The organism is Frankia sp. RB5, assembly GCF_059816245.1.
This window is the reverse complement of record NZ_JCBATA010000017.1, coordinates 18,185-38,357: the sequence shown is the minus strand read 5'-3', so window position 1 is coordinate 38,357 and position 20,173 is coordinate 18,185. Positions and strand designations below refer to the sequence as shown.

At 73.5% G+C, this 20,173-nt stretch carries 14 protein-coding genes; 11 read left to right on the top strand and 3 right to left on the bottom strand.

What is annotated here, in order from left to right; translation table 11 throughout:
• Window positions 1-36: 36 nt before the first annotated feature.
• Window positions 37-459 carry a type II toxin-antitoxin system VapC family toxin gene (locus AC6EXY_RS11135; RefSeq protein WP_243407597.1) on the bottom strand — a complete coding sequence of 141 codons (423 nt, stop codon included), beginning with the start codon at window positions 457-459 and terminating at the stop codon, window positions 37-39.
• Window positions 459-704, bottom strand: a complete 246-nt coding sequence (locus tag AC6EXY_RS11130; RefSeq protein WP_101832258.1) for a type II toxin-antitoxin system Phd/YefM family antitoxin — start codon at window positions 702-704, stop codon at window positions 459-461. The genes AC6EXY_RS11135 and AC6EXY_RS11130 overlap by 1 nt, the downstream gene beginning before the upstream one ends.
• Before the next feature lie 179 nt (window positions 705-883).
• Between AC6EXY_RS11130 and panC the strand changes: the two genes are divergently transcribed.
• The 8 genes from panC to AC6EXY_RS11090 all read left to right on the top strand — a co-directional run bounded on the left by panC (window position 884) and on the right by AC6EXY_RS11090 (window position 11,499).
• Entirely contained in the window at window positions 884-1,924 is a 1,041-nt protein-coding gene (panC, locus tag AC6EXY_RS11125) for a pantoate--beta-alanine ligase (protein ID WP_499817310.1), read from the top strand.
• 2 nt (window positions 1,925-1,926) lie between these two features.
• On the top strand, window positions 1,927-2,460 hold the full coding sequence (gene panD / locus AC6EXY_RS11120) for an aspartate 1-decarboxylase (protein WP_243407598.1): 534 nt from the start codon (window positions 1,927-1,929) through the stop codon (window positions 2,458-2,460).
• A complete protein-coding gene (locus AC6EXY_RS11115; protein ID WP_499817309.1) occupies window positions 2,457-4,172 on the top strand; it encodes an L-aspartate oxidase in 1,716 nt (571 codons plus the stop codon). Before panD ends, AC6EXY_RS11115 begins: the two co-directional genes overlap by 4 nt.
• On the top strand, window positions 4,169-5,191 hold the full coding sequence (gene nadC / locus AC6EXY_RS11110; protein WP_101832261.1) for a carboxylating nicotinate-nucleotide diphosphorylase: 1,023 nt from the start codon (window positions 4,169-4,171) through the stop codon (window positions 5,189-5,191). The genes AC6EXY_RS11115 and nadC overlap by 4 nt, the downstream gene beginning before the upstream one ends.
• Window positions 5,191-5,943, top strand: a complete 753-nt coding sequence (locus tag AC6EXY_RS11105) for a type III pantothenate kinase (protein ID WP_101832262.1) — start codon at window positions 5,191-5,193, stop codon at window positions 5,941-5,943. Before nadC ends, AC6EXY_RS11105 begins: the two co-directional genes overlap by 1 nt.
• 313 nt (window positions 5,944-6,256) lie before the next feature.
• Complete coding sequence (locus AC6EXY_RS11100) at window positions 6,257-7,087, top strand: SGNH/GDSL hydrolase family protein (RefSeq protein ID WP_499817308.1); 831 nt, start codon at window positions 6,257-6,259, stop codon at window positions 7,085-7,087.
• 442 nt (window positions 7,088-7,529) lie between these two features.
• Entirely contained in the window at window positions 7,530-8,504 is a 975-nt protein-coding gene (locus AC6EXY_RS11095; protein WP_499842334.1) for a (2Fe-2S)-binding protein, read from the top strand.
• Between the two features lie 490 nt (window positions 8,505-8,994).
• Window positions 8,995-11,499 (top strand): ATP-dependent Clp protease ATP-binding subunit, encoded by a 2,505-nt coding sequence (locus tag AC6EXY_RS11090; RefSeq protein ID WP_101836342.1) that lies wholly within the window; start codon window positions 8,995-8,997, stop codon window positions 11,497-11,499.
• 85 nt (window positions 11,500-11,584) lie between these two features.
• Here the strand turns inward: AC6EXY_RS11090 and AC6EXY_RS11085 are convergent, their stop codons facing one another.
• A complete protein-coding gene (locus tag AC6EXY_RS11085) occupies window positions 11,585-12,337 on the bottom strand; it encodes a sulfite exporter TauE/SafE family protein (protein ID WP_165818694.1) in 753 nt (250 codons plus the stop codon).
• Between the two features lie 169 nt (window positions 12,338-12,506).
• On the opposite strand from AC6EXY_RS11085, the gene AC6EXY_RS11080 reads away from it, so the two are divergent.
• The 3 genes from AC6EXY_RS11080 (at window position 12,507) to AC6EXY_RS11070 (ending at window position 20,114) form a co-directional block, all read left to right on the top strand.
• Window positions 12,507-13,958 (top strand): purple acid phosphatase family protein, encoded by a 1,452-nt coding sequence (locus AC6EXY_RS11080; RefSeq protein WP_101836341.1) that lies wholly within the window; start codon window positions 12,507-12,509, stop codon window positions 13,956-13,958.
• 545 nt (window positions 13,959-14,503) lie between these two features.
• Entirely contained in the window at window positions 14,504-16,402 is a 1,899-nt protein-coding gene (locus AC6EXY_RS11075) for a hypothetical protein (RefSeq protein ID WP_499817306.1), read from the top strand.
• 25 nt (window positions 16,403-16,427) lie between these two features.
• Window positions 16,428-20,114, top strand: coding sequence for a hypothetical protein (locus tag AC6EXY_RS11070; RefSeq protein ID WP_499817305.1), 3,687 nt, complete (start codon window positions 16,428-16,430; stop codon window positions 20,112-20,114).
• The last annotated feature ends 59 nt before the right edge of the window (window positions 20,115-20,173 follow it).

Sequence of the window (20,173 nt, the reverse complement as noted above, 5' to 3'; positions counted from 1 at the left end):
TGCGCTGGGCAGCCGACACCTCCTCCCGACGTCCGGTCAAGCCCGCTCCCGCCAGGGATTCACGAGAGAAACGCCCATGGGATCGAAGTCGGATTCGTTCCGGGTGACCAGAACGAGGTTGTGCACCTGAGCGGTGGCGGCGATCAACGCGTCGTGCGCCGGACGCCGGTCCGGTACGTGCAACCGCGCGGCCGTATCAGCCACGTGCTGGTCCACGTCGAGGACCCGGCCGGCGTACGAGGGCAGCACCGCGTTGTCGAGCCACGCGTCCAGTAGCTCCGCCTGTCGTGGGTCGTTCCGGCGCCTGGCCTCGATTCCGGCCCGCAACTCGAGCAACGTGATCACTGACAGGTACGTGTCCCACGGAGACAGCGTCTCGGCCCACGCATTGAACTGATCAGCCCGACGAATGGCGGGCTTGCGCAGCTCCGAAACGACATTTGTGTCGAGCAGGAGCATCACAGGTCGATCTCACGCAGCGAGTCCCGTGGGCGCACCGGCTCGAAGTCGACCTCCTCAGCCAGGACGAACGCCTGGCCCAGGCTCGTTCCAGCGCCGGTGAGCCGCTGATAGTCGGCAAAGGTCAGCAGCACGTGCGAAGGGCGCCCATGATCGGTGATGATGACCGGGCCGTGGGTGGCGGCCCGCTTGACCGCGCTCACATCGCGATTGAACTCTCGGGCCGAGATCACGCTCACATCCATCACCTCCGAAATGTAGGTACGTACCTACGGTACCTGCTGCCGCAGGACAGGTCCGCCGGTCGCCGCGGGCGGCGCGGGCGGAAGGTGCGCGGGTCACAGCGAGTCGCGGGAGGCGTTGCAGGCGCGTTACAGTGGCGCTCGACGTCCGGTACCCCTCCCGAGGACTGGAACGGAAGCCCATGAGCACTGTCCTGCCGAGCGCGCCCGAGCGCGCCGACGCAGCGCGATCCGCCCTCCGCATCGCCCCCTCCGCACCCGCTCGACCGGCGGTCGCCTTCGCTCGCGACCGTGACGAGCTGCGGGCGGCCCTCGACGCGCTCGACCGCCGTGCCGGCCCGACCGGCCGCGGCACCCGCGCCGTCGTCATGACGATGGGAGCGCTGCACGAGGGTCACGCGAGCCTGCTGCGCGCCGCCCGTGAGCGGGCCGATCAGGTGGTCGCCACCATCTACGTCAACCCGCTGCAGTTCGGTGCCGGCGAGGACCTCGACCGCTACCCGCGCACGCTGGACGCGGACCTGTCGATCTGCGCGCGGGAGGGCGTCGACGTCGTCTTCGCCCCCGCGATCATCCACGATCCGAAGCCGCTGGTCCGGCTGTCCGCCGGTCCGCTCGGCGAGGTGCTGGAGGGCGCGTCCCGCCCGGGGCACTTCGACGGGATGCTCACCGTCGTCGCCACGCTGCTGCACCTGACCCGGCCGGACCTCGCCTTCTTCGGCCGCAAGGACGCCCAGCAACTGGTCTGCATCCGCCGGATGGTCGCCGACCTCGCCTTCGGCGTGACGGTGGTCGGGGTGGAGACGGTGCGCGAGCCCGACGGCCTGGCGCTGTCGAGCCGCAACGTCTACCTGACGCCCGAGCAGCGCGGGCAGGCACTCGCCCTGTCCCGCGCCCTGCGCGCCGGCGCGGCCGCGGCCGACACCGCCCCGGCCGACACCGCCCCGGCCGACGCGGATCTGACCGACGCGGATCTGACCGACGCCACCGTGGCGGATCCGCCGACGGCGAGCGGGCCGGCCGCGGCGGTGCTTGCGGCGGCGCGGACCGTCCTCGACCAGGCCGACGGCGTTGACGTCGACTACCTGGAGCTCGTCAGTCCCGATGATCTGGGGCCGGTCACCGCCGGTCCCGCCCTAATGCTCGTCGCCGCCCGGGTGGGTTCCACCCGGCTGATCGACAACATCTCCCTCACCCTCCCCGCCGACCGTCAGGGGGCCTGACCGTGTTGCGCACCATGCTCACCGCCAAGATCCACCGGGCCACGGTGACCCAGGCCGACCTGAACTACGTCGGCTCCGTGACGATCGACTCCGACCTGCTCGACGCCGCCGACCTGCTGCCCGGCGAGCAGGTCACGATCGTGGACATCAACAATGGCGCCCGGTTGGAGACCTACACCATCCCCGGGCCCGCGGGCAGCGGCGTGATCGGCATCAACGGCGCGGCGGCCCGTCTGGTCCACCCCGGTGACCTCGTCATCATCATCGCCTACGGGATCATGGAGGACGCCGAGGCGCGCAGCCGCACGCCCCGCGTCCTGTTCGTCGACGCCGAGAACCGGATCATCGGCCGCGGCGACGACCCGGCCGAGGCCCTGCCCAACGACCCGTCGAGCCTGCGCGGCGACATCCCCGCGCCGTCCCGCGCGCCGGGCGTCCCCCTCAACCCGACCATCCTGAACCCGACCGCGATGGACTCGGCTGCTCTGGACCCCGTCACGGTCGGCGCGGGCCGGACGGTCGTGACCAGCCAGTGATCATGCTGCCCTGCCGGCTCGGCGCGCCCCGCCCCGGGTGGAGCCGCGCCGCGGACGTCGTCGTCATCGGGTCGGGCATCGCCGGCCTCACGGCGGTCCTGCACCTGCGCCGCGAGCTGCCCGCGGCCCGGGTGCTGCTGGTCACGAAGGCGCACCTGGACGCCGGGTCCACCCGCTGGGCCCAGGGCGGCATCGCCGCCGCCCTCGCCGCGGAGGACTCCCCCGCCGACCACCTGGCCGACACCCTCGTCGCCGGCGTCGGGCTGTGCGACGAGGACGCGGCGCGGGTGCTCGTCGACGAGGGACCGACGCGGGTCCGTGAGCTCGCCGAGCTCGGCGCCCGCTTCGACCGGGCCGCCGACGGCTCGTTCGCGCTGACCCGGGAGGGCGGCCACCTGCGCAACCGGATCATCCACGCCGGTGGGGACGCCACCGGCCTGGAGGTCGAACGCGCACTGATCGCCGCTGTGCGTGCCGACCCCGCGATCGAGGTGATCGAGAACGCCCTCGTCCTCGACCTGCTGCTGGACGTGGACGGCCGGGCCGCCGGGGCGACGCTGCACGTGCTCGGCGAGGGCAGCCAGGACGGCGTCGGCGCCGTCACCGCCCCGTCCGTGGTGCTCGCCACCGGCGGGATGGGGCAGATCTTCGCGTCGACCACCAACCCGGGCGTGTCCACCGGGGACGGCGTGGCGCTCGCCCTGCGGGCCGGCGCCGTCGTCGCCGACCTGGAGTTCGTCCAGTTCCACCCGACCGCCCTGTGGCTGCCGCCGGCGTCGAGCGCCGGCGTCGCCGCCCAGCTCGATGGACAGCAGCCACTGGTCAGCGAGGCGATGCGAGGAGAGGGCGCCGTCCTCGTCGACGCCGCCGGCGAGCGGGTGATGACGGGCGCCCATCCGCTGGCCGACCTCGCCCCCCGCGACGTCGTCGCGAAGCAGATGTCCCGAGTGATGGCCGCCCGGGGCGTCGACCATCTGTTCCTCGACGCACGCGGTCTCGGTGCGGAGACGATCGAGCGGCGCTTCCCGTCGATCACCGCCCGCTGCCGCTCCGTCGGCGTCGACCCGGTGACCACGCCGATCCCGGTCGCACCGGCCGCCCACTACGCCTCCGGCGGGGTGCGCACCGACCTGTGGGGACGCACCACCGTCCCCGGCCTGTACGCGTGCGGGGAGGTGGCCTGCACCGGCGTGCACGGCGCCAACCGCCTCGCGTCGAACAGCCTGCTGGAGGGCCTGGTCTTCGCGGCCCGCATCGCCGCGCACATCGCCGGGGACACGGGCGCCACCAGGCGGCGCGACGCCGTCCCGGCCGCTCCGGTCGTCGGGCGAGGCAGCGGCCTGACCGACCCGGCGGAGCGCGCCGAGCTGATCCGCGCGATGACGGACGGCGCCGGGGTGCTGCGCAGCGCGCACAGTCTGCGGGCCACCGCGAAGGTGCTCGCCGGCCTCGGTGACCTGCGGGTCAGCGGGGCGACGGTGACCGCCGGCCCGCCGGCCTGGGAGATGACGAACCTGCGCACCGTCGCGACGGCGCTCGTCGCCGCCGCGGCCACCCGCACGGAGACCCGCGGCTCGCACTGGCGGGAGGACTTCGCCGAACGCGACGACGCGCACTGGCTCGGCCGCGTGCTCACCCGGCTCGGCCCGGAGGGCGAACTCGTCCTCGACACGGAGCCGATCCGGCCCACCATCGTCCAGGCCGCCTCATGACCGCGCCGACGCCGGCGCGGCTGTCCCCGGCCACCCGCAGCGCGCTCGTCGCCGCCGGTCTGGATCCGGACGCCGTGGTCGCCGTGATAGCCCGCGCCTTCGCCGAGGACCTGCCGAGCTGGGAAGCGGGTGGCACCGCCGGTACGGGTGCCGTCGGAGCCGTGGACGCGACCTCGGCGGCGACGGTCGACGCCGCGCTCGTCGGGCACGGCGCGCTGGTCAGCCGCGCCGCCGGCACGGTCGCCGGGCTGCCCGTCGTCGCCGCCGTGTTCGAGTGCCTGCTCGGCCTCGCGGTGACCGTGACCCCGCTCGCCCAGGACGGCGACGCGATCAGGCCGGGTGACGCGGTGGCCACGGTCAGCGGGCCGGTCCGCGGCCTGCTCACCGCCGAGCGCACCGCGCTGAACCTGCTGTGCCACCTGTCCGGCGTCGCGACGCTCACCCGCGCCTGGGTGGACGCCGTCGCCGGCACCGGCGCGGCGATCCGCGACACCCGCAAGACGCTGCCCGGCCTGCGTGCGCTGGAGAAGTACGCGGTGCGCCAGGGCGGTGGGGTGAACCACCGGATGTCGCTGACCGACGCCGCCCTGATCAAGGACAACCACGTCGTCGCCGCCGGCGGGGTGGCCGCCGCGTTCGCCGCGGTGCGCAACCGCTTCCCCGACCTGCCCGTGGAGGTCGAGTGCGACACCGTCGACCAGGTCGTCGAGGCGGTCGGCGCCGGCGCGGACCTGATCCTCTGCGACAACATGTCCGAAGCCGACCTGCGGGCCTGCGTCGCCGTCGCCCGGCCGGCGGGGGTGCGCCTGGAGGCCAGCGGCGGGCTGACGCTCCAGGTGGCGGCGGACGTGGCCGCGACCGGGGTGGACTATCTTGCGGTCGGTGGCCTGACCCACTCGGCGCCCGCCCTCGACCTCGGTCTCGACCTTGATCCGGGCCGTCCGGCGGACCATGGCCGCCCCGCGGGATCGGCCGGTGTGGGCCTGGCACCCGCGGGTCCGATCGTGGAGGAGTCCTGATGCTGCTCGCCATCGACGTCGGCAACACCAACACCGTCGTCGGCGTGTTCGTCGGCGAGGACCTCGTTGACTCCTGGCGGGTCCGCACCGACCCGCAGGCGACCGCCGACGAGCTGGTGCTGCTCTACCGCGGCCTGCTCGGCGACTACCGGATCACCGGCGTGTCGATCTGCTCGACGGTGCCCGCCGCCCTGCGTGAGCTGCGCCGGATGGTGGTGCGGGCGTTCAGCGACATCCCGGCGGTCATCGTGGAGCCGGGTACCCGCACCGGGGTGCCGATCCTCATCGACAACCCGAAGGAAGCCGGCGCCGACCGGATCATGAACACGCTGGCCGCGCACCACCTGTACGGCGGACCGGCCATCGTGGTCGACTTCGGCACGTCGACGAACCTGGACGTCGTGTCCGTTCGTGGCGAGTTCGTCGGCGGGGCGCTCGCACCCGGTATCGAGATCGCGCTCGACGCGCTCGCGTCGCGGGCGGCGCAGCTGCGCAAGGTGGAGCTGACCGCGCCGCGGTCGGTCATCGGCAAGAGCACCGTCGAGGCGCTCCAGTCCGGCATGATCTACGGGGTCGCCGGCCAGGTCGACGGGCTGGTCCGGCGGATCCGGACCGAGCTCGGCGCGCACGCGACCGCCATCGCCACCGGCGGCCTCGCGTCCCTGGTCATCAAGGAGAGCGAGACCCTCGACCACCACGAGCCGCATCTGACGCTCATCGGCCTGCGGCTCGTCTTCGAGAAGAACCTCTGAATTCCGCCACTGGACGACTCGAACACCGCAGGACGACAACATCTGCCGTTGTTTCGGGCAGGTGTGGACGGACGGATCCGGACCCTTCCGCCGCCGCCCCCGTCCCGGCATGGATCCGGCACGGGTGAGCACACAGGAAATGTGCCGTCACAGGAAGAGGTCGTGCACCCGACAGGCGGTCTGATTCCGAGTGCGCACCGGGCCGGACGGGTTACGCTTCCATGTCATGCGGGACCGATACTCGGTGACCTCGCGGGGTCGCCGATCCGGTCGGCGCGGATTCGCGTGCCGACCGATCCAGATCGTGCTGGCGGTGGCAGTTCTGGCCGCAACGGTGACAGTTTCCGCGGGCTGGAGCGATCCTGTTCTCGCCGCGCCCGCGCACCGCACGATCGCCGTTCTCGGCGACTCGTACTCCTCCGGCGAGGGCAGCCCGCCGTTCGACACCCTCGATCCGCGCTGCCGGCGCAGCAGCAACGCCTGGCCGCGGGAGCTGACCCGGCTGGATCCGACCCTGTCGATCTCGCTGTTCGCCGCCTGCGCCGGCGCGACCACGGACGCACTGAACGAGTCGTTCAAAGGCGAGAATCCACAGCTGACCCAGTTGCGGCAGCTTCGACCCGCCCCCGACATCGTCACCATCACGATCGGCGGTAACGACGCCGGTTTCTCCAACGTGATCGTCAGCTGTTTCACCTGGAAGTGTTTCTGGGATGGCAAGGACAAGCGTGAGCGCGACCGCGTCAACAAGGAACTTCCGGACCTGCTGACGGCGAACTACCGGGCGGTGAAAGCCGCGGCTCCGCGCGCCCGGGTGCTGGTCGTGGGGTATCCGAGCATATTTCCGAGCAGCCAGAGCAAGAACATCTGCAAGTGGCTGAACAGCACCGAGCGCCGGCAGGTCAGCAGCCTGAACAGCCTGCTCGACCGCGTGGTCCGGCGGGCGGCCGACGACGCCGACGTCGAGTACGTGCCCACCGCCCGGGCGCTGCGCGGTCACGAGATGTGCACCAGGAACTCCTGGGTGGCCCCGGTGGGCCTGTTCTCCCCTGCCCGCGACCTCAGCGCCCACCCGACCGCCCAGGGCCAGCAGGCCATCGCCCAAGCCATCGAAACGTACCTCACCAGGCACGACAGCCGCTGACGGCCCGCCGCCCAGCGCGGCGGCATGCCGCGCTCGGTATGCGGCCTGGCCGGGATGCGACGCGGGACACGACGTCCAGCGGGTGCGGCATGCGGACGGTGCGGCAAGAATCGAGTACGTTCCGCAATCGCGCGGGTGGTCGGGTGGTCGGGTGGACGGGTGGACGGGTGGACGAGAGGCCGAGCAGGCCGAGCAGGCCGGACTCCGGTGAACGCTCCGGGTCGACGGGCTCCCGGCTTCGGCGGCTCACGGCCCGGTGGCCGCCGGGATCCGGGCAGTCCGTGCGATAGCCGGCGTCCGGTCTGGTCGTACTCCTGTCGATGACAGCTGGCGTGTCGATGACAGCTGGCGGTAGTCAGGTCATCGAGCAAATGCCGGGTCTGCATGCCCCTTCGGCGCTGCCGGTTTGACAGCGGGCATGAAGTTAGCCTTACCTAATCTCATGCGCTCTCCTCTGCCGATGACGGCGACCGGGCCCCAGCCCGCCGCCCGGCGCGAGCCGGCACCGGGCCCCTCCCCTCAGGGGCCGGTCGGCGCCGGCCTGCGGGCCGTGCCGCGGGACGTCGCCGAGGCCGTCCTGCCCCGCGCGGTCTGTTTCGGCGTGCCGACGGGACCGGAGTGGGTGTCCTGCGCGCATCTGACCGGTCCGGGGGGAGTCGCCGAGTCGCTCGCGCTCGTCGCCCGGGCCCATCCGGGCGCGAGCCCGGAGGTCGCGGCCAGCTACCTCGCGAACTGGTACTCCGCCGCGGTCGTCGCGCCGGCCATCGCCTCCTACGTCCTTCTGCGCCGCGTCCCGCTGCTGGACCCGGCACACATGTCAGTACACGTACCGGACAGCGGTTGGTTCGATCGGACGGCCCTGCATGTCCCCGCGGGCACGATGCTGGCCGACGACCCGTGGGCCACCCCCGCCCCGGGCCCCGCCGTGTCCCCGGCCGGCTCCGCCGGTACCCCCGCGCCGACGACCCCCGGGGCCGTGGCCGGCCGGGTCGTGGCGGACCCCGCGGAGCTGCTTTCGGTGCTCGTCGACGAGGTGCTCGCGCATCTGCGCCCGTTCGTCGGGGAGCTGCGGTCGCGGGTGCGGCTCGGCCGCCCGGCGCTGTGGGGGGCGGTGGCCGCCCAGTGCGCGCGGTCCTTCCTGCTGACCGAGCGGGTGAGCGGCGACCCGGTGCTCGGCCGGGACGAGGCGGACGCGTTCTTCGCGCTCGCCGCGCCGACCATGCTCGCGCGGCCTCGGTGGCAGGAGTTCGTCCACCGCGGCCGGTCGTACGTCGGCATGCGGCGCGGCTCGTGCTGCCTGGCCCATCGGATGGACGAGGAGTACTGCACCACGTGCCCGTTCACCGACGATCTGGAGCGCGAGCAGCGGATGCGCACCTGGATTGACACGCAGGGCGATGGCGGTCTCGCGGTGTGAGGGGATTTCGCGGACGCGCCCCAGCCGTAGCACACGTAAGGTGGTTGTACGGAGGCGTACAGCTCGATGCCGCGCTACACCTTCGATCCATGATCGCCATAGAGTGAGAAGACAATTACACAATGGTATAGATGTGGCCTGACTCACAGCAGAATGCATCCCGCCGTACACTACCGTCGGTAACGTCGAGGGCGGCTCGGCGGCCAGGGCGACGCCCGGCCGGGCGCCCGACGGCCGCGGGGCACCGACGCCGCGCGGATCGGGTCGTTCTGCTCTTGGCGGAACGACGTGACGGAATCATGGCTGGTCGGCCACGGTTGCCTTAGGCGTCTCCGCTGGTCGGGCCGGCTGCAAGGTCGGTCCTCCGTCCACGACGAGGTGGGCGGAACCGGCGGGTAGGTTTCTGTTCGATGCGTGAGGACATGCCTCGGCGGAGCTAGCATGCGGATACCGGCTGTCGTGTGGTCGGTCGCAGCTCGAAGGAGCGCACATGTTCGAGAGATTCACCGACCGGGCACGTCGGGTCGTCGTCCTGGCACAGGAAGAGGCCAGGATGCTCAACCACAACTACATCGGGACCGAGCACATCCTGCTCGGCCTGATCCACGAGGGCGAGGGCGTCGCCGCCAAGGCCCTCGAGTCCCTCGGCATCTCCCTTGAGGGTGTGCGGTCGCAGGTCGAGGAGATCATCGGCCAGGGCCAGCAGGCACCGAGCGGGCACATCCCGTTCACGCCGCGCGCGAAGAAGGTCCTGGAGCTGTCCCTCCGCGAGGCCCTGCAGCTCGGCCACAACTACATCGGGACCGAGCACATCCTGCTCGGGCTGATCCGCGAGGGCGAGGGCGTGGCCGCCCAGGTCCTCGTCAAGCTGGGCGCGGACCTCAACCGCGTGCGGCAGCAGGTGATCCAGCTGCTGTCCGGCTACCAGGGCAAGGGCGAGACGGCCACCTCCGGCGCTCCCGCCGAGGGCACCCCGTCCACGTCGCTGGTGCTCGACCAGTTCGGCCGCAACCTCACCGCGGCGGCGCGCGAGTCCAAGCTCGACCCGGTCATCGGGCGCGAGAAGGAGATCGAGCGCGTCATGCAGGTGCTGTCGCGCCGGACCAAGAACAACCCGGTCCTGATCGGCGAGCCCGGCGTCGGCAAGACGGCCGTCGTCGAGGGCCTGGCGCAGGCGATCGTCAAGGGCGAGGTGCCCGAGACCCTGAAGGACAAGCAGCTCTACACCCTCGACCTCGGCGCGCTGGTCGCCGGCTCCCGCTACCGCGGTGACTTCGAGGAGCGGCTGAAGAAGGTCCTCAAGGAGATCCGCACCCGCGGCGACATCATCCTGTTCATCGACGAGCTGCACACGCTGGTCGGCGCGGGTGCCGCGGAGGGCGCGATCGACGCCGCGTCGATCCTCAAGCCGATGCTGGCCCGCGGTGAGCTGCAGACGATCGGCGCGACCACGCTGGACGAGTACCGCAAACACCTGGAGAAGGACGCGGCCCTCGAGCGCCGCTTCCAGCCGATCCAGGTCGCGGAGCCGTCGGTGGCGCACACCATCGAGATCCTCAAGGGCCTGCGCGACCGGTACGAGGCGCACCACCGCGTCTCGATCACGGACGCCGCCCTCGTGGCCGCGGCCTCGCTGGCCGACCGCTACATCTCCGACCGCTTCCTGCCGGACAAGGCGATCGACCTGATCGACGAGGCCGGCTCGCGGATGCGCATCCGCCGGATGACCGCGCCGCCGGACCTGCGCGAGTTCGACGAGCGCATCGCGACCGTCCGGCGCGACAAGGAGTCCGCGATCGACGCGCAGGACTTTGAGAAGGCGGCCTCGCTGCGCGACAAGGAGAAGACCCTCCTGTCGGAGAAGGCGAAGCGCGAGAAGGAGTGGAAGGCTGGCGACATGGACGTCGTCGCCGAGGTGGGCGACGAGGAGATCGCCGAGGTCCTGGCCATCTGGACGGGCATCCCGGTCTTCAAGCTCACCGAGGAGGAGACCGCCCGCCTGCTGCGCATGGAGGACGAGCTGCACAGGCGCGTCATCGGCCAGCAGCAGGCCATCAAGGCCGTCTCGCAGGCCATCCGGCGCACCCGCGCCGGCCTGAAGGACCCCAAGCGCCCCGGCGGCTCGTTCATCTTCGCCGGCCCGTCCGGTGTCGGTAAGACCGAGCTGTCCAAGACGCTCGCCGAGTTCCTCTTCGGTGACGAGGACGCGCTCATCCAGCTCGACATGTCCGAGTACATGGAGAAGCACACCGTCTCGCGGCTGGTGGGCTCCCCGCCCGGCTACGTCGGCTACGAGGAGGGCGGCCAGCTCACCGAGCGAGTGCGGCGCAAGCCGTTCTCGGTCGTCCTGTTCGACGAGGTCGAGAAGGCCCACCCGGACGTGTTCAACACGCTCCTGCAGATCCTGGAGGACGGTCGCCTGACCGACTCCCAGGGCCGCCTGGTCGACTTCAAGAACACCGTTCTGATCATGACGTCGAACCTGGGCACCCGGGACATCTCCAAGGGCCCCGGCATCGGCTTCGCGACCGGTCAGGGCCAGGTCGACTACGAGCGGATGAAGGCAAAGGTCCAGGACGAGCTCAAGCAGCACTTCCGGCCGGAGTTCCTCAACCGGATCGACGACATCATCGTCTTCCACCAGCTCTCCGAGAACGAGATCATCCGGATCGTGGACCTCATGCTGGCCCGGGTCGACATCCAGCTGAAGAACAAGGACATGGCCCTGGAGCTGACGTCGGCGGCCAAGGCTCTGCTGGCGAAGAAGGGCTACGACCCGGTGCTCGGCGCCCGGCCGCTGCGCCGGACGATCCAGCGGGAGATCGAGGACGTCCTGTCCGAGAAGATCCTGTACGGCACGCTCAAGCCGGGTGAGATCGTGGTCGGCGACGTCGAGGGTGAGGGGGAGGACGCGAAGTTCGTCTTCCGCGGCGAGACCAAGCCGAACCAGGTCCCCGACGCCCCTCCGGTCGACCTCGCCAAGTCCAGCGAGTGACCTGACCGGTTAGGCCGCACGTCGACGAGCCCCGGAACCGCGACCGGTTCCGGGGCTCGTCGCATGTGTGGGCGGCCGGCGCCGGTCACGTGTAGGCGCCCCAGGCCAGGCTCGCGGCGAGGCCCAGCGCCGCCAGCGCGATCAGCACCCGCAGCAGGTCCGCCGGCAGCCGGCGCACGATCAGCGGGCCAAGGGCGCCGCCGACCAGCAGCCCGGCCGCGAGCGGCGCGACCGCGGCCCACCGGACCGGCCCGAACACCGCGAACCCGACCGCCGCGACCAGATTCGCGAAGCCCGACGACACGTTCTTGACCGCGTTGACCCGGGCCAGCGGCTCCGGGATCGCCACCGCGAGCACCGCGAGCAGCGCGACCCCACCACCGGCCCCGAAGTAACCCAGGTACACGCCGGTGAGCAGTACCGCGCCGAGCACCGCCGGGCCGCGCTCGGCGGGCCGCGCGCCGCGGCGGGCCAGGATCCGCGGCTGCGCCCACAGCAGCCCGGCCGCCCCGGCGATCAGCACCGGCACCACCCGCTCGAAGGCCGACGCGGGCAGCGCCAGCAGCAGTGCCGCCCCGGCCGCGCCGCCGGCGAGGGCGATCCCGCCGAACCTGGCCACCCGCCCGGCCTGGCCGGCGAGTTCGGGGCGGGAGCCGGCCGCCGCCCCGACGGCGACGAACAGCAGCGCGGTGGTGTTCGTGACGTTGGCGGCCAGCGGCGACAACCCCACCGCGAGCAACGCCGGGTACGACACCAGCGAGGCCAGGCCGGCGACAGTGCTGGTGATCCCGGCGAGTACCCCCGCGACCAGTAGCAGCGCAACGTCGGCGGCGGTCAACTGCGCACCCCCCACATGTCCGGTGACGACGCCATCTGGGACGGTACGCACCGGCCGCCGGACCCGCACTGGCCGAACGAACGGCGGCGGCTACTGGAGATGTGCGAAAATCCTCCCTGTTCGGCGAGAACGCCGACGGTGCGTCCGAGACGGGGGTCAGATCGGCCGGGTGGCAGGGGGTACCGACGACGCCCGGGGCGTCCATCTGGCCTTTGGCGCCGATCCCGCGACCAGCATGGTCGTGTCCTGGCTGACCAGCACCGCGGTCACGGCACCCGCGGTCCGGGTGCGATGCGGCGGCGGCGGTGATGGTGGCTCCCACCCCGGCAGGCCCGTCGCGGCGGCCACCCGCTCCTACCGGGACGCCGCCACCGGCGAGTACGTCGTGGTCCACCACGCGTCGCTGCGGGGACTGCGCCCGGACACCCTGTACGCGTTCACGATCGAGCACGACGGCGTACCGCAGGAGGCCGACGGCTCGTTTCGCACCGCGCCGGACGCCCGGGCACCGTTCGCCTTCACCTTCGTCGGCGATCTGGGCACCGATCGTCCGTATGACCCGTTCGGATCCGCGGCCTCCGCGCTCACCGTGGCCGCGATCGAGCGGCAAGCCCCGCTGCTGGCACTCGCCGGCGGGGATCTGTCCTACGCCAACCAGCGCGACGATCCGGTGCGGGCCTGGGCCGACTGGTTCGACATGACGAGCGCGTCGGCCCGATACCGGCCATGGATGCCCTGCGTCGGCAACCACGAGGTCGAGGCCGGCAACGGCGCCCTCGGCCTCGCCGCGTACCAGGCCTACTTCGAGCTGCCCCCCGGCGACACCGACGGCCATCTGGCCGGGCTCTGGTACGCCATCACCGTCGGCGGCGTCCGCTTCGTCGTGCTCACCGCGGAGGACGTCTCCTACCAACATGCCAGTCCCGTCTACCTGCGGGGATTCAGCGCCGGGCGGCAGACCGCCTGGCTCGCGCGGACCCTGGCGGACGCCCGGGCCGATCCGGCGGTCGACTGGATCGTGGTCGTCATGCACCAGACGGCGATGTCGACCTCGGCCGCGCACCACGGCGCGGACCTCGGCATCCGGAAGTCCTGGCTGCCGCTGTTCGACCGCTACGGCGTCGATCTCGTCCTGCACGGACACGAGCACCACTACGAGCGCAGCCGTCCGGTCCATGGCACCGAGGCGGGCAGCCCGCTGCTCACACCCCGGCCGGTGGCGGGCGCTGCGCGAGGGTCGGCACCCGGCGCGGGCGATCTCGTCGACGCCACGCTGGGCCGGGTGCATCTGCTGGTCGGGACGGGTGGCTCGTCGTCGCCGTCGGCGGGGGCGCTGCTCGATCCCCCGGCCGGGCGCGTCATCGTCGGGTTGCACGACCACGAGCCGGGACGGCGGCGCCGGCGGGCCAGGCGGGAGCGGGAGGACGCGGCCTGGCTCGCCACCCGCGCACCCGACCATCCCTACGCCTATGCCGCCGTCGAGGTCGATCCCGGCGAACCGGGCGGGCCGACCAGCCTGCGGATCGCCGTGTACGACTCCGGCTCGCCGCATCTCGCCGGCGAGCCGTTCGACCGGGTGACGCTGATGCGCCCCCGGGGCGACGCGGCCACCCCCGGCTGAACGCGCCCCGCCCACCGGTCACGCGACCACGCGGGGCGAATGACACCGGGACAAGACCCCCACCTCCGCCGCCCTCGGCCGGTGTCGTCACATCCGCGGCTCCGCGCTACCCGAACCACACGGTCGTAATCGCCGCCAAGTCGCCGGCCGATGCGCCCGCGCAACATTGCACGGCATTCTGCACATGCGGGTGCACGGCCACCAACGAGGCGCCTGGACATGCGGTGTGCCACAGGGGAAGAGGTCACCCGGCCCGAAGGATTTTTCCGTCCTCCTCTGGACTCCGACTGGCATAGAGGAATAACTTTCGCCAGAGGATGTAATCAGACGACTACACCATCGTCGTCGCCTGGTGGATCGTGTCCGGGGGGAACCGCATTGGTAGACGAACAGCATTGCCATAACTCTCGGCAAAACGGATCACAATGTCACCCGGAGGTTGACCACCACCCGACACACACGACGCGGAACATCGATGCCGGCAGCCGCCGCGGCCGCCGCCGGAATGCGCGTGTGGGTGCGGCCGCCCCGTCGGGAAGCACACGATGAACGACCCGGCCGCCATGGTCGCGACGCTCGACCTGCGCCCGTGCTGCCGGTCCCGCGTCCTGCGCGACGTCGTCGACCCGAGCATGGTCCGCGCCCTGCTGGCCCGGCAGGCCGGCTTCGAGGTGCGCGACGCGCCCCGGCTGCTGCTCGTCGACGACGCCCGGTCGGCGCCCGCGCATCGGGCGGGCCTCGCCGCGCTGGCCGCCGACCGCTCCCCGACGTCGGTGCTGCTCGTCCTGGTCGGCCCGACCGCACCGACGGACATCACCCACCAGGCGGACACCGCCCCGCCGGCGGAGGTGGTCGCCGCGGTGGACACCGGCGTCTGCGGTGAGCCCCTCGACATCGCCCTGGACGGAGACTCCCTGCACGATCTCGACGCCGCCTACGACCCGGCCCTGTACACGTTCCTCGAACACCATTCCGACGAGCCCGGGCTTCCGGCCTCGTCGACGTCGTCGGAGACGGCCACGGGGGCGCCGCCCAGCCCGGCGGCGTCCGGGGCGCCGGGCGCGGTCATCCCGGCGATCCTGTGGGTCGGGGACCACGAGGGCCGACCACGACCCACGCAGGCGGCGGTCGGGGCCGCCACCCCGCCCGGTGCGGGTGGCTGCGACGCGGACCGCCATGACCCGCCGGCGCTACGCGCACTGCTCGACGCGCTGCGCGGACCGGAGGTGTTCGACCGGGTGTGTCATGAGGTGGCGGCGATGCCCGGCCGCCTCGCGTTCCCCGGCGTCAACGTCATCGTCGGCCGGGTGCCGGACGAGACCCTGCGCACGCTGCGGATCCACGCTGCCCGGCGGTTCGTCAGCGCGACGGAACGCCACGGACCGACCGAGTCGGTGCCAGTGGACGGGGTGCGGCTGCGCCGCGAGGTGGAGGCGGCGCTCGCCGGCGGCCTGCCCCTCGCCGACGTGCACGGCCGGCTGGCCCGGACGGTCCGCCCAGCCCGCGCGGACCGCCTGTCCGGGCTCGCCCACCGGCTGCCGCACCCGGTCCGCCGGCCGATCCGTCGGGTGGCCCGGCGGCTGCGGCGCGGGCGGGCGCCGGTGGGCCTGCTCGCCGGACACACCGCCGAGCTCCTCGACGAGGTCCGCGCGTACGCTGACACGCTTGCCGGGGACAGGCCCTTCCCGTCCGCCGGCGAGCAGCCGGGTGTCAGCCACGCCGTCTCGGCGGCGCTCGCCGAGCACGAGGACGAACTGTCCGCGCTGCTCAACGCCGACCTCGCGGATCTCGCGATCACCGCGCTCCTGCCGGTGTGGGCCGGGCTGGCCGGTACCGGCCCGACGCCCACCGTGACGGCGCTCGGCCGCCTCGCCAACGACCTTCTCGACAGCTACGGCGATCACCTGCGCGATGCCGGCGTCCTCGCCGCGCCGGCCTTCGGGTCATCCGCCGACGCCCGCGCGGACCTCGCCCGCCGGGTCTGGCAGGCGGCGGCCCGCCGACCCGGCGACGACGACGGCGACGACGACGGCGACGGCGACGGCGACGGCGACGGCGACCAGGCCACCACCGCCCGCGGCGTCGGCGAACGCGGCCGGTCCGACGCCATCCCCGGGACCAGTGGGACAGGCTCGCTCGGGACGACGATCCATCAGCTCGCCAGCGCCGGGCAGGCGGGGCTGCTCGATCCCCGACCCGAGGCCGCCCGGCTGATCCTTTTCGCGCCCGACGCCGCCCGCCCGCCGCGGGAGGCCGGTGGCAGCCCGCGGCGGGCGGACCCGCGAACCCCGCCGCTCGCGCAGACCCCGCCCGTCCCGCAGGCCCCGCCGGCGCCCGAAGCGGTCGTCTGGACGGCGTCGACCCTCGTCGCCGGCGTCCTGCGGCTCACCCCGGCGCGGACGGCCGACGTCCTCGACGTCCTGTTCCCGGGCTCGCCGACGTGACCCCGGCGGGTCGGCGGAAACTGGCATGACCGGCATCCCGACCGCGCCGGCGCCCCGCTCGGGCTGGGTGACCGACGCCACGCGCATCGACCAGGTGGTCTACGCCTGGTCCCGGCGCACCCGGGCCGGTGGGGAAGGGTACTTCCCGATCGCCAGCTCGCTGAGCTCCGCCGCCACCCGCTCCTGGAACGACCTGCTCGCCGGCCAGGTGGAGCGGGGCGACACACGCGTCGACCATCCGCCGTCCTCGCTCGCCTACATCGTCGGCAGGCCCGATCATCCCGGCGCGGCCGACGCGGACGCGGTGCCACAGGCCGCGCTCGTCCACCGGGTCCGCATCCCCGGCCGCAGCGGGCCGGGGCGCGGCCGGCTGCGGGCGCACGTCCTCATCGGCCGGGCGGACTATCTGACCGAACGGGTCGCCCTGGCGTTGCACGCCGCCGGCGACAGTCCTGCCGCCGCGCCCCGCACCACCCCCCGGCTGGCTCCGCTGCACCTGCACGACCTCACCGCGCAGCGCCGCAGCGGCGAACGGTCGCTGCGGCAGGCCGCCCGGGCCGCGGCCCGCCGGCACCGGCTGGCCAACCTGGTCGCGACGGTGCTCGCCTGGTCCTGGGCGCAGCGCCCGTTCGCGGTGTCGCACACCGGCTCGGACGAGGCGGTCACCCTGATGTGGGCGCTGGTCGAGATGCTGGAGGAGGTGCTTCCGTACCGGCTCACCTTCTCCTCCCATGTCACCTCGAGCCCCAGCCAGGTCACGGCGGTCACCGCCCAGGCCGCCCCCGCCGTCACCCCGGCGGCGCGGACGGACGCGATCGCCCTGGCGACGACGGACGCGCCCGGACGGTCCGATCCCCGGTTCCTGTTCGTCCCGGTCCCGCCGGAGCTCGCACCCGGCATCGACCCGTCATCGATTCACGTGGATCCACGGGTCCGGCCGTATGTCCCACCGACGATCTACGAGGCCGCGCGCCTGCTCGTCGACGTGTACGGACGCAGCGGGATGCGTGGGGTCAGCGCCATGCTGGCCCTGGTCGGCGATGAGATCCTCCAGCCGGGCGACCCGGAGAGCTGGTGCCGGCGGCTGGTGACCCGATGCGGCCCGGGCAGCGGCATGACCTTCGCGGGCGGCGGGCCCGCCGGCCCGCGCGACGCGGTCGGCCACCGGGGAGGCGGCGGGCCGGCCACGGCCGAGCAGGCGGTCGACGACCATCTGCGCGCGGCCTATGAGCTGCTGCTGGCCCCGGCGGGCGACGCGTCCTTCGATCCGGTGCGCGCCCTGCTCTCGATCCTCACCGCGCCGATCGGGCCGCCCGCCGAGCTGCCGGCCGCCGGGCGGCTCGAGGGCCAGCTACGCCGCGTCGCCGGCCTGCTGACCGCGCCGCGCGGCCGACCCGGCCCGCTGCGGGCCACGGACGCCCAGCCCACCCGCGGCGAGATCACCACCCGGGTCCTCGACCGGTTGGCGAGGTCCGATCCGTCCGCGCGCGAGCGTGGCACCGCCGAGGTCGAGGCCGTCGTCGCCGCCCGGGCCCGCCGGATCGAGGGGACGATCGTCGCGCTGGCCGACGACCTGGCGGCCGTGCGGGGGCCGTCGCCCGCGCGCGGCGTCGAGGAGTCGGTGCGCGAGGCGGTCCCGTCGCTCGCCGCCGGGCTGGAGTCACTCTTCTCGGCCGTGCGGCTGCCCGACGCCGGCGACCGGGCCCTGCGCCTCGCGACAACGACCCTCGACGCGCTGCGCGCGGCCCGATCGACCTCACCGCCCGCCGGGCAGCCCCACCCGGCGGGCGGTGGGCCACCCGGGGTGTCCGCGCCGCCCGGGGTGTCCGCGCCGCCCGGGGTGTCCGCGCCGCCCGGTCCACCCGCCGGGTGGACTCCGACCGTCACCGCCTCCGCGCGGCAGCCTCCGCCGCCGTGGGCGCTGGCGGTGGTGACGCGGCACATCGCCGAGGCGTACCGGCAGGAGTGGGCGTACTGGGACGACCTCCTGCACCCGGCGGACCGCCTGCTGGCCGTGCTCGGCGTGCCGCTGGGCATCTCGCTGGCGGATGCCCCGCACGATCCCCTGACGGATCCGCTCGAGTTCCCCACCGAACTGCGCGAGCTGGCCACGCTGCGGGAACTGTTCGCTCCGGCGCAGGCGCCGTCCGGGCCGGACGCCAGCCGCGCGCCCGGGCGCCGGGCGGATCTGCTGGCCCGAGCCGCCAGCGACGTCACCCAGGCGATCAGCCGGCTGGCGCCGGACGCGAACAGCCCCGGAGTCGACCGGGCCGATTACGTCAGCGCGGTACACGGCGCGGTCACGGCCACCCAGCGGGAGCTGGTCCAGACGCTGGCCACGCTCATCGTCGACCTGAGCGCGCCGCCCGCGGCCATGACCGGCGAGCGCGATCATCCGGCCCGGGTGGCGGCCCTGCTGCGCACCGCCCTGCACGGGCTGTTCGAGCGCTTCGGACTGCCCGAGGGGTTCGACTACGCCGCCGCCCTGGCCGCCGAACTTGCCGCGCTTCCCGCCGCGTCGTCGCCACCTCCCCCCGCTCTCCCTCGACCCGCATCCCCACCAGCCACATCACCACCAGCCACACCACCAGCGGCCGCTGCGCCTCGGGCCCTTCCGGCACCGACCACGTCTGCGCCAGCCAGATCGGCGCCAGCCAGGTCGGCGGCGACCGCGCCGAAGCTCGTGGCGTTCGGATCCGTGACGCCCGGTTTCGCCCGGGCGGACTCCGGCTCGCCGGCGGGAATCGTCATGCGCCTGCTCCGCGAGACCGATGCCTGGGGACCGGACGCCTTCCGCCTGCTCGTCCTCTACGCCCCGCACTGGGACGGCGCGCACGACCTGCGGGCCGCCATCGCCGACGCGGCGCCGCATCGCCGGTCCACAGCGGGTGCCCTCGGCACGGCGGGCGGCCAGCGCACGGCAGTGGGAGGCGGCGGGGGGCCGGCGGCGCTGGCAACGGGCGCGCGCCCCTTCCTCGAGGGCCTGGCCATGACGGGCCCGGTCGGGCGGGGGCGGGAACGGGCACTGGAGGTCACCCGCCGCGTCCTCGCGCTCTACCGGCCGCAGGACGGTCCGGGCCGGGCCGCCGTCCCTGTCACCGGCGCCGCGCCCGCCTCGACGCCCGCGGCCGTGCCGGCCCGCTCGACCCCAGCCGAGCTGCGGGTTCTCGACGCCGAGATCACCGCGCGCCTGACCGCTCCCGATGAGCCGGAGCCGCAGCCCGATCCGGCGATCGCCTTCCTGGCCGCCTGCGGATCGGGCCAGCCGGACGCGGCCAGGGCCTTCGGACTGCTCGCCCGGTACGTGCCGACCTGGGAGAGCGAGCCGGACCTGCACGAGGCCATCTGGCGGTGGGGCACGGTCGGGCGGGACGGCGCCGCGCGCCGCGCCGGGCCACCCCCCACCGGGGCGGCGCTGGCCGCCGCGGCGGAGCGGTACTTCCGCCGGGCCGTGCACGCCACCGACGCCGACGCCGGTGGGCCGTATCCCGCCGACCTGGAACGCGCCACCCGCCGCCTGGCCGCTCTCTACCTGCCGGACGACCCCCGTCTGCAGGCCGCCGGGGAGCTGCCCAGGGTGGTCGAGTCCCGCATCGTCGCGGGGATCACCGCGGGGGGCCCGAACCGGCGGCGCCGCCGCCCCTTCGGGCTGTCCGTGGTCACCCTCACGCTGGCCCTCGCGGCTGTAGCCCTCGTCGCGCTGGTCCGTTGACGTCCACAGGAGACCGTTCTCCCTACTCGGGATCGGTCGAGTCTGGAACAATGACGCGC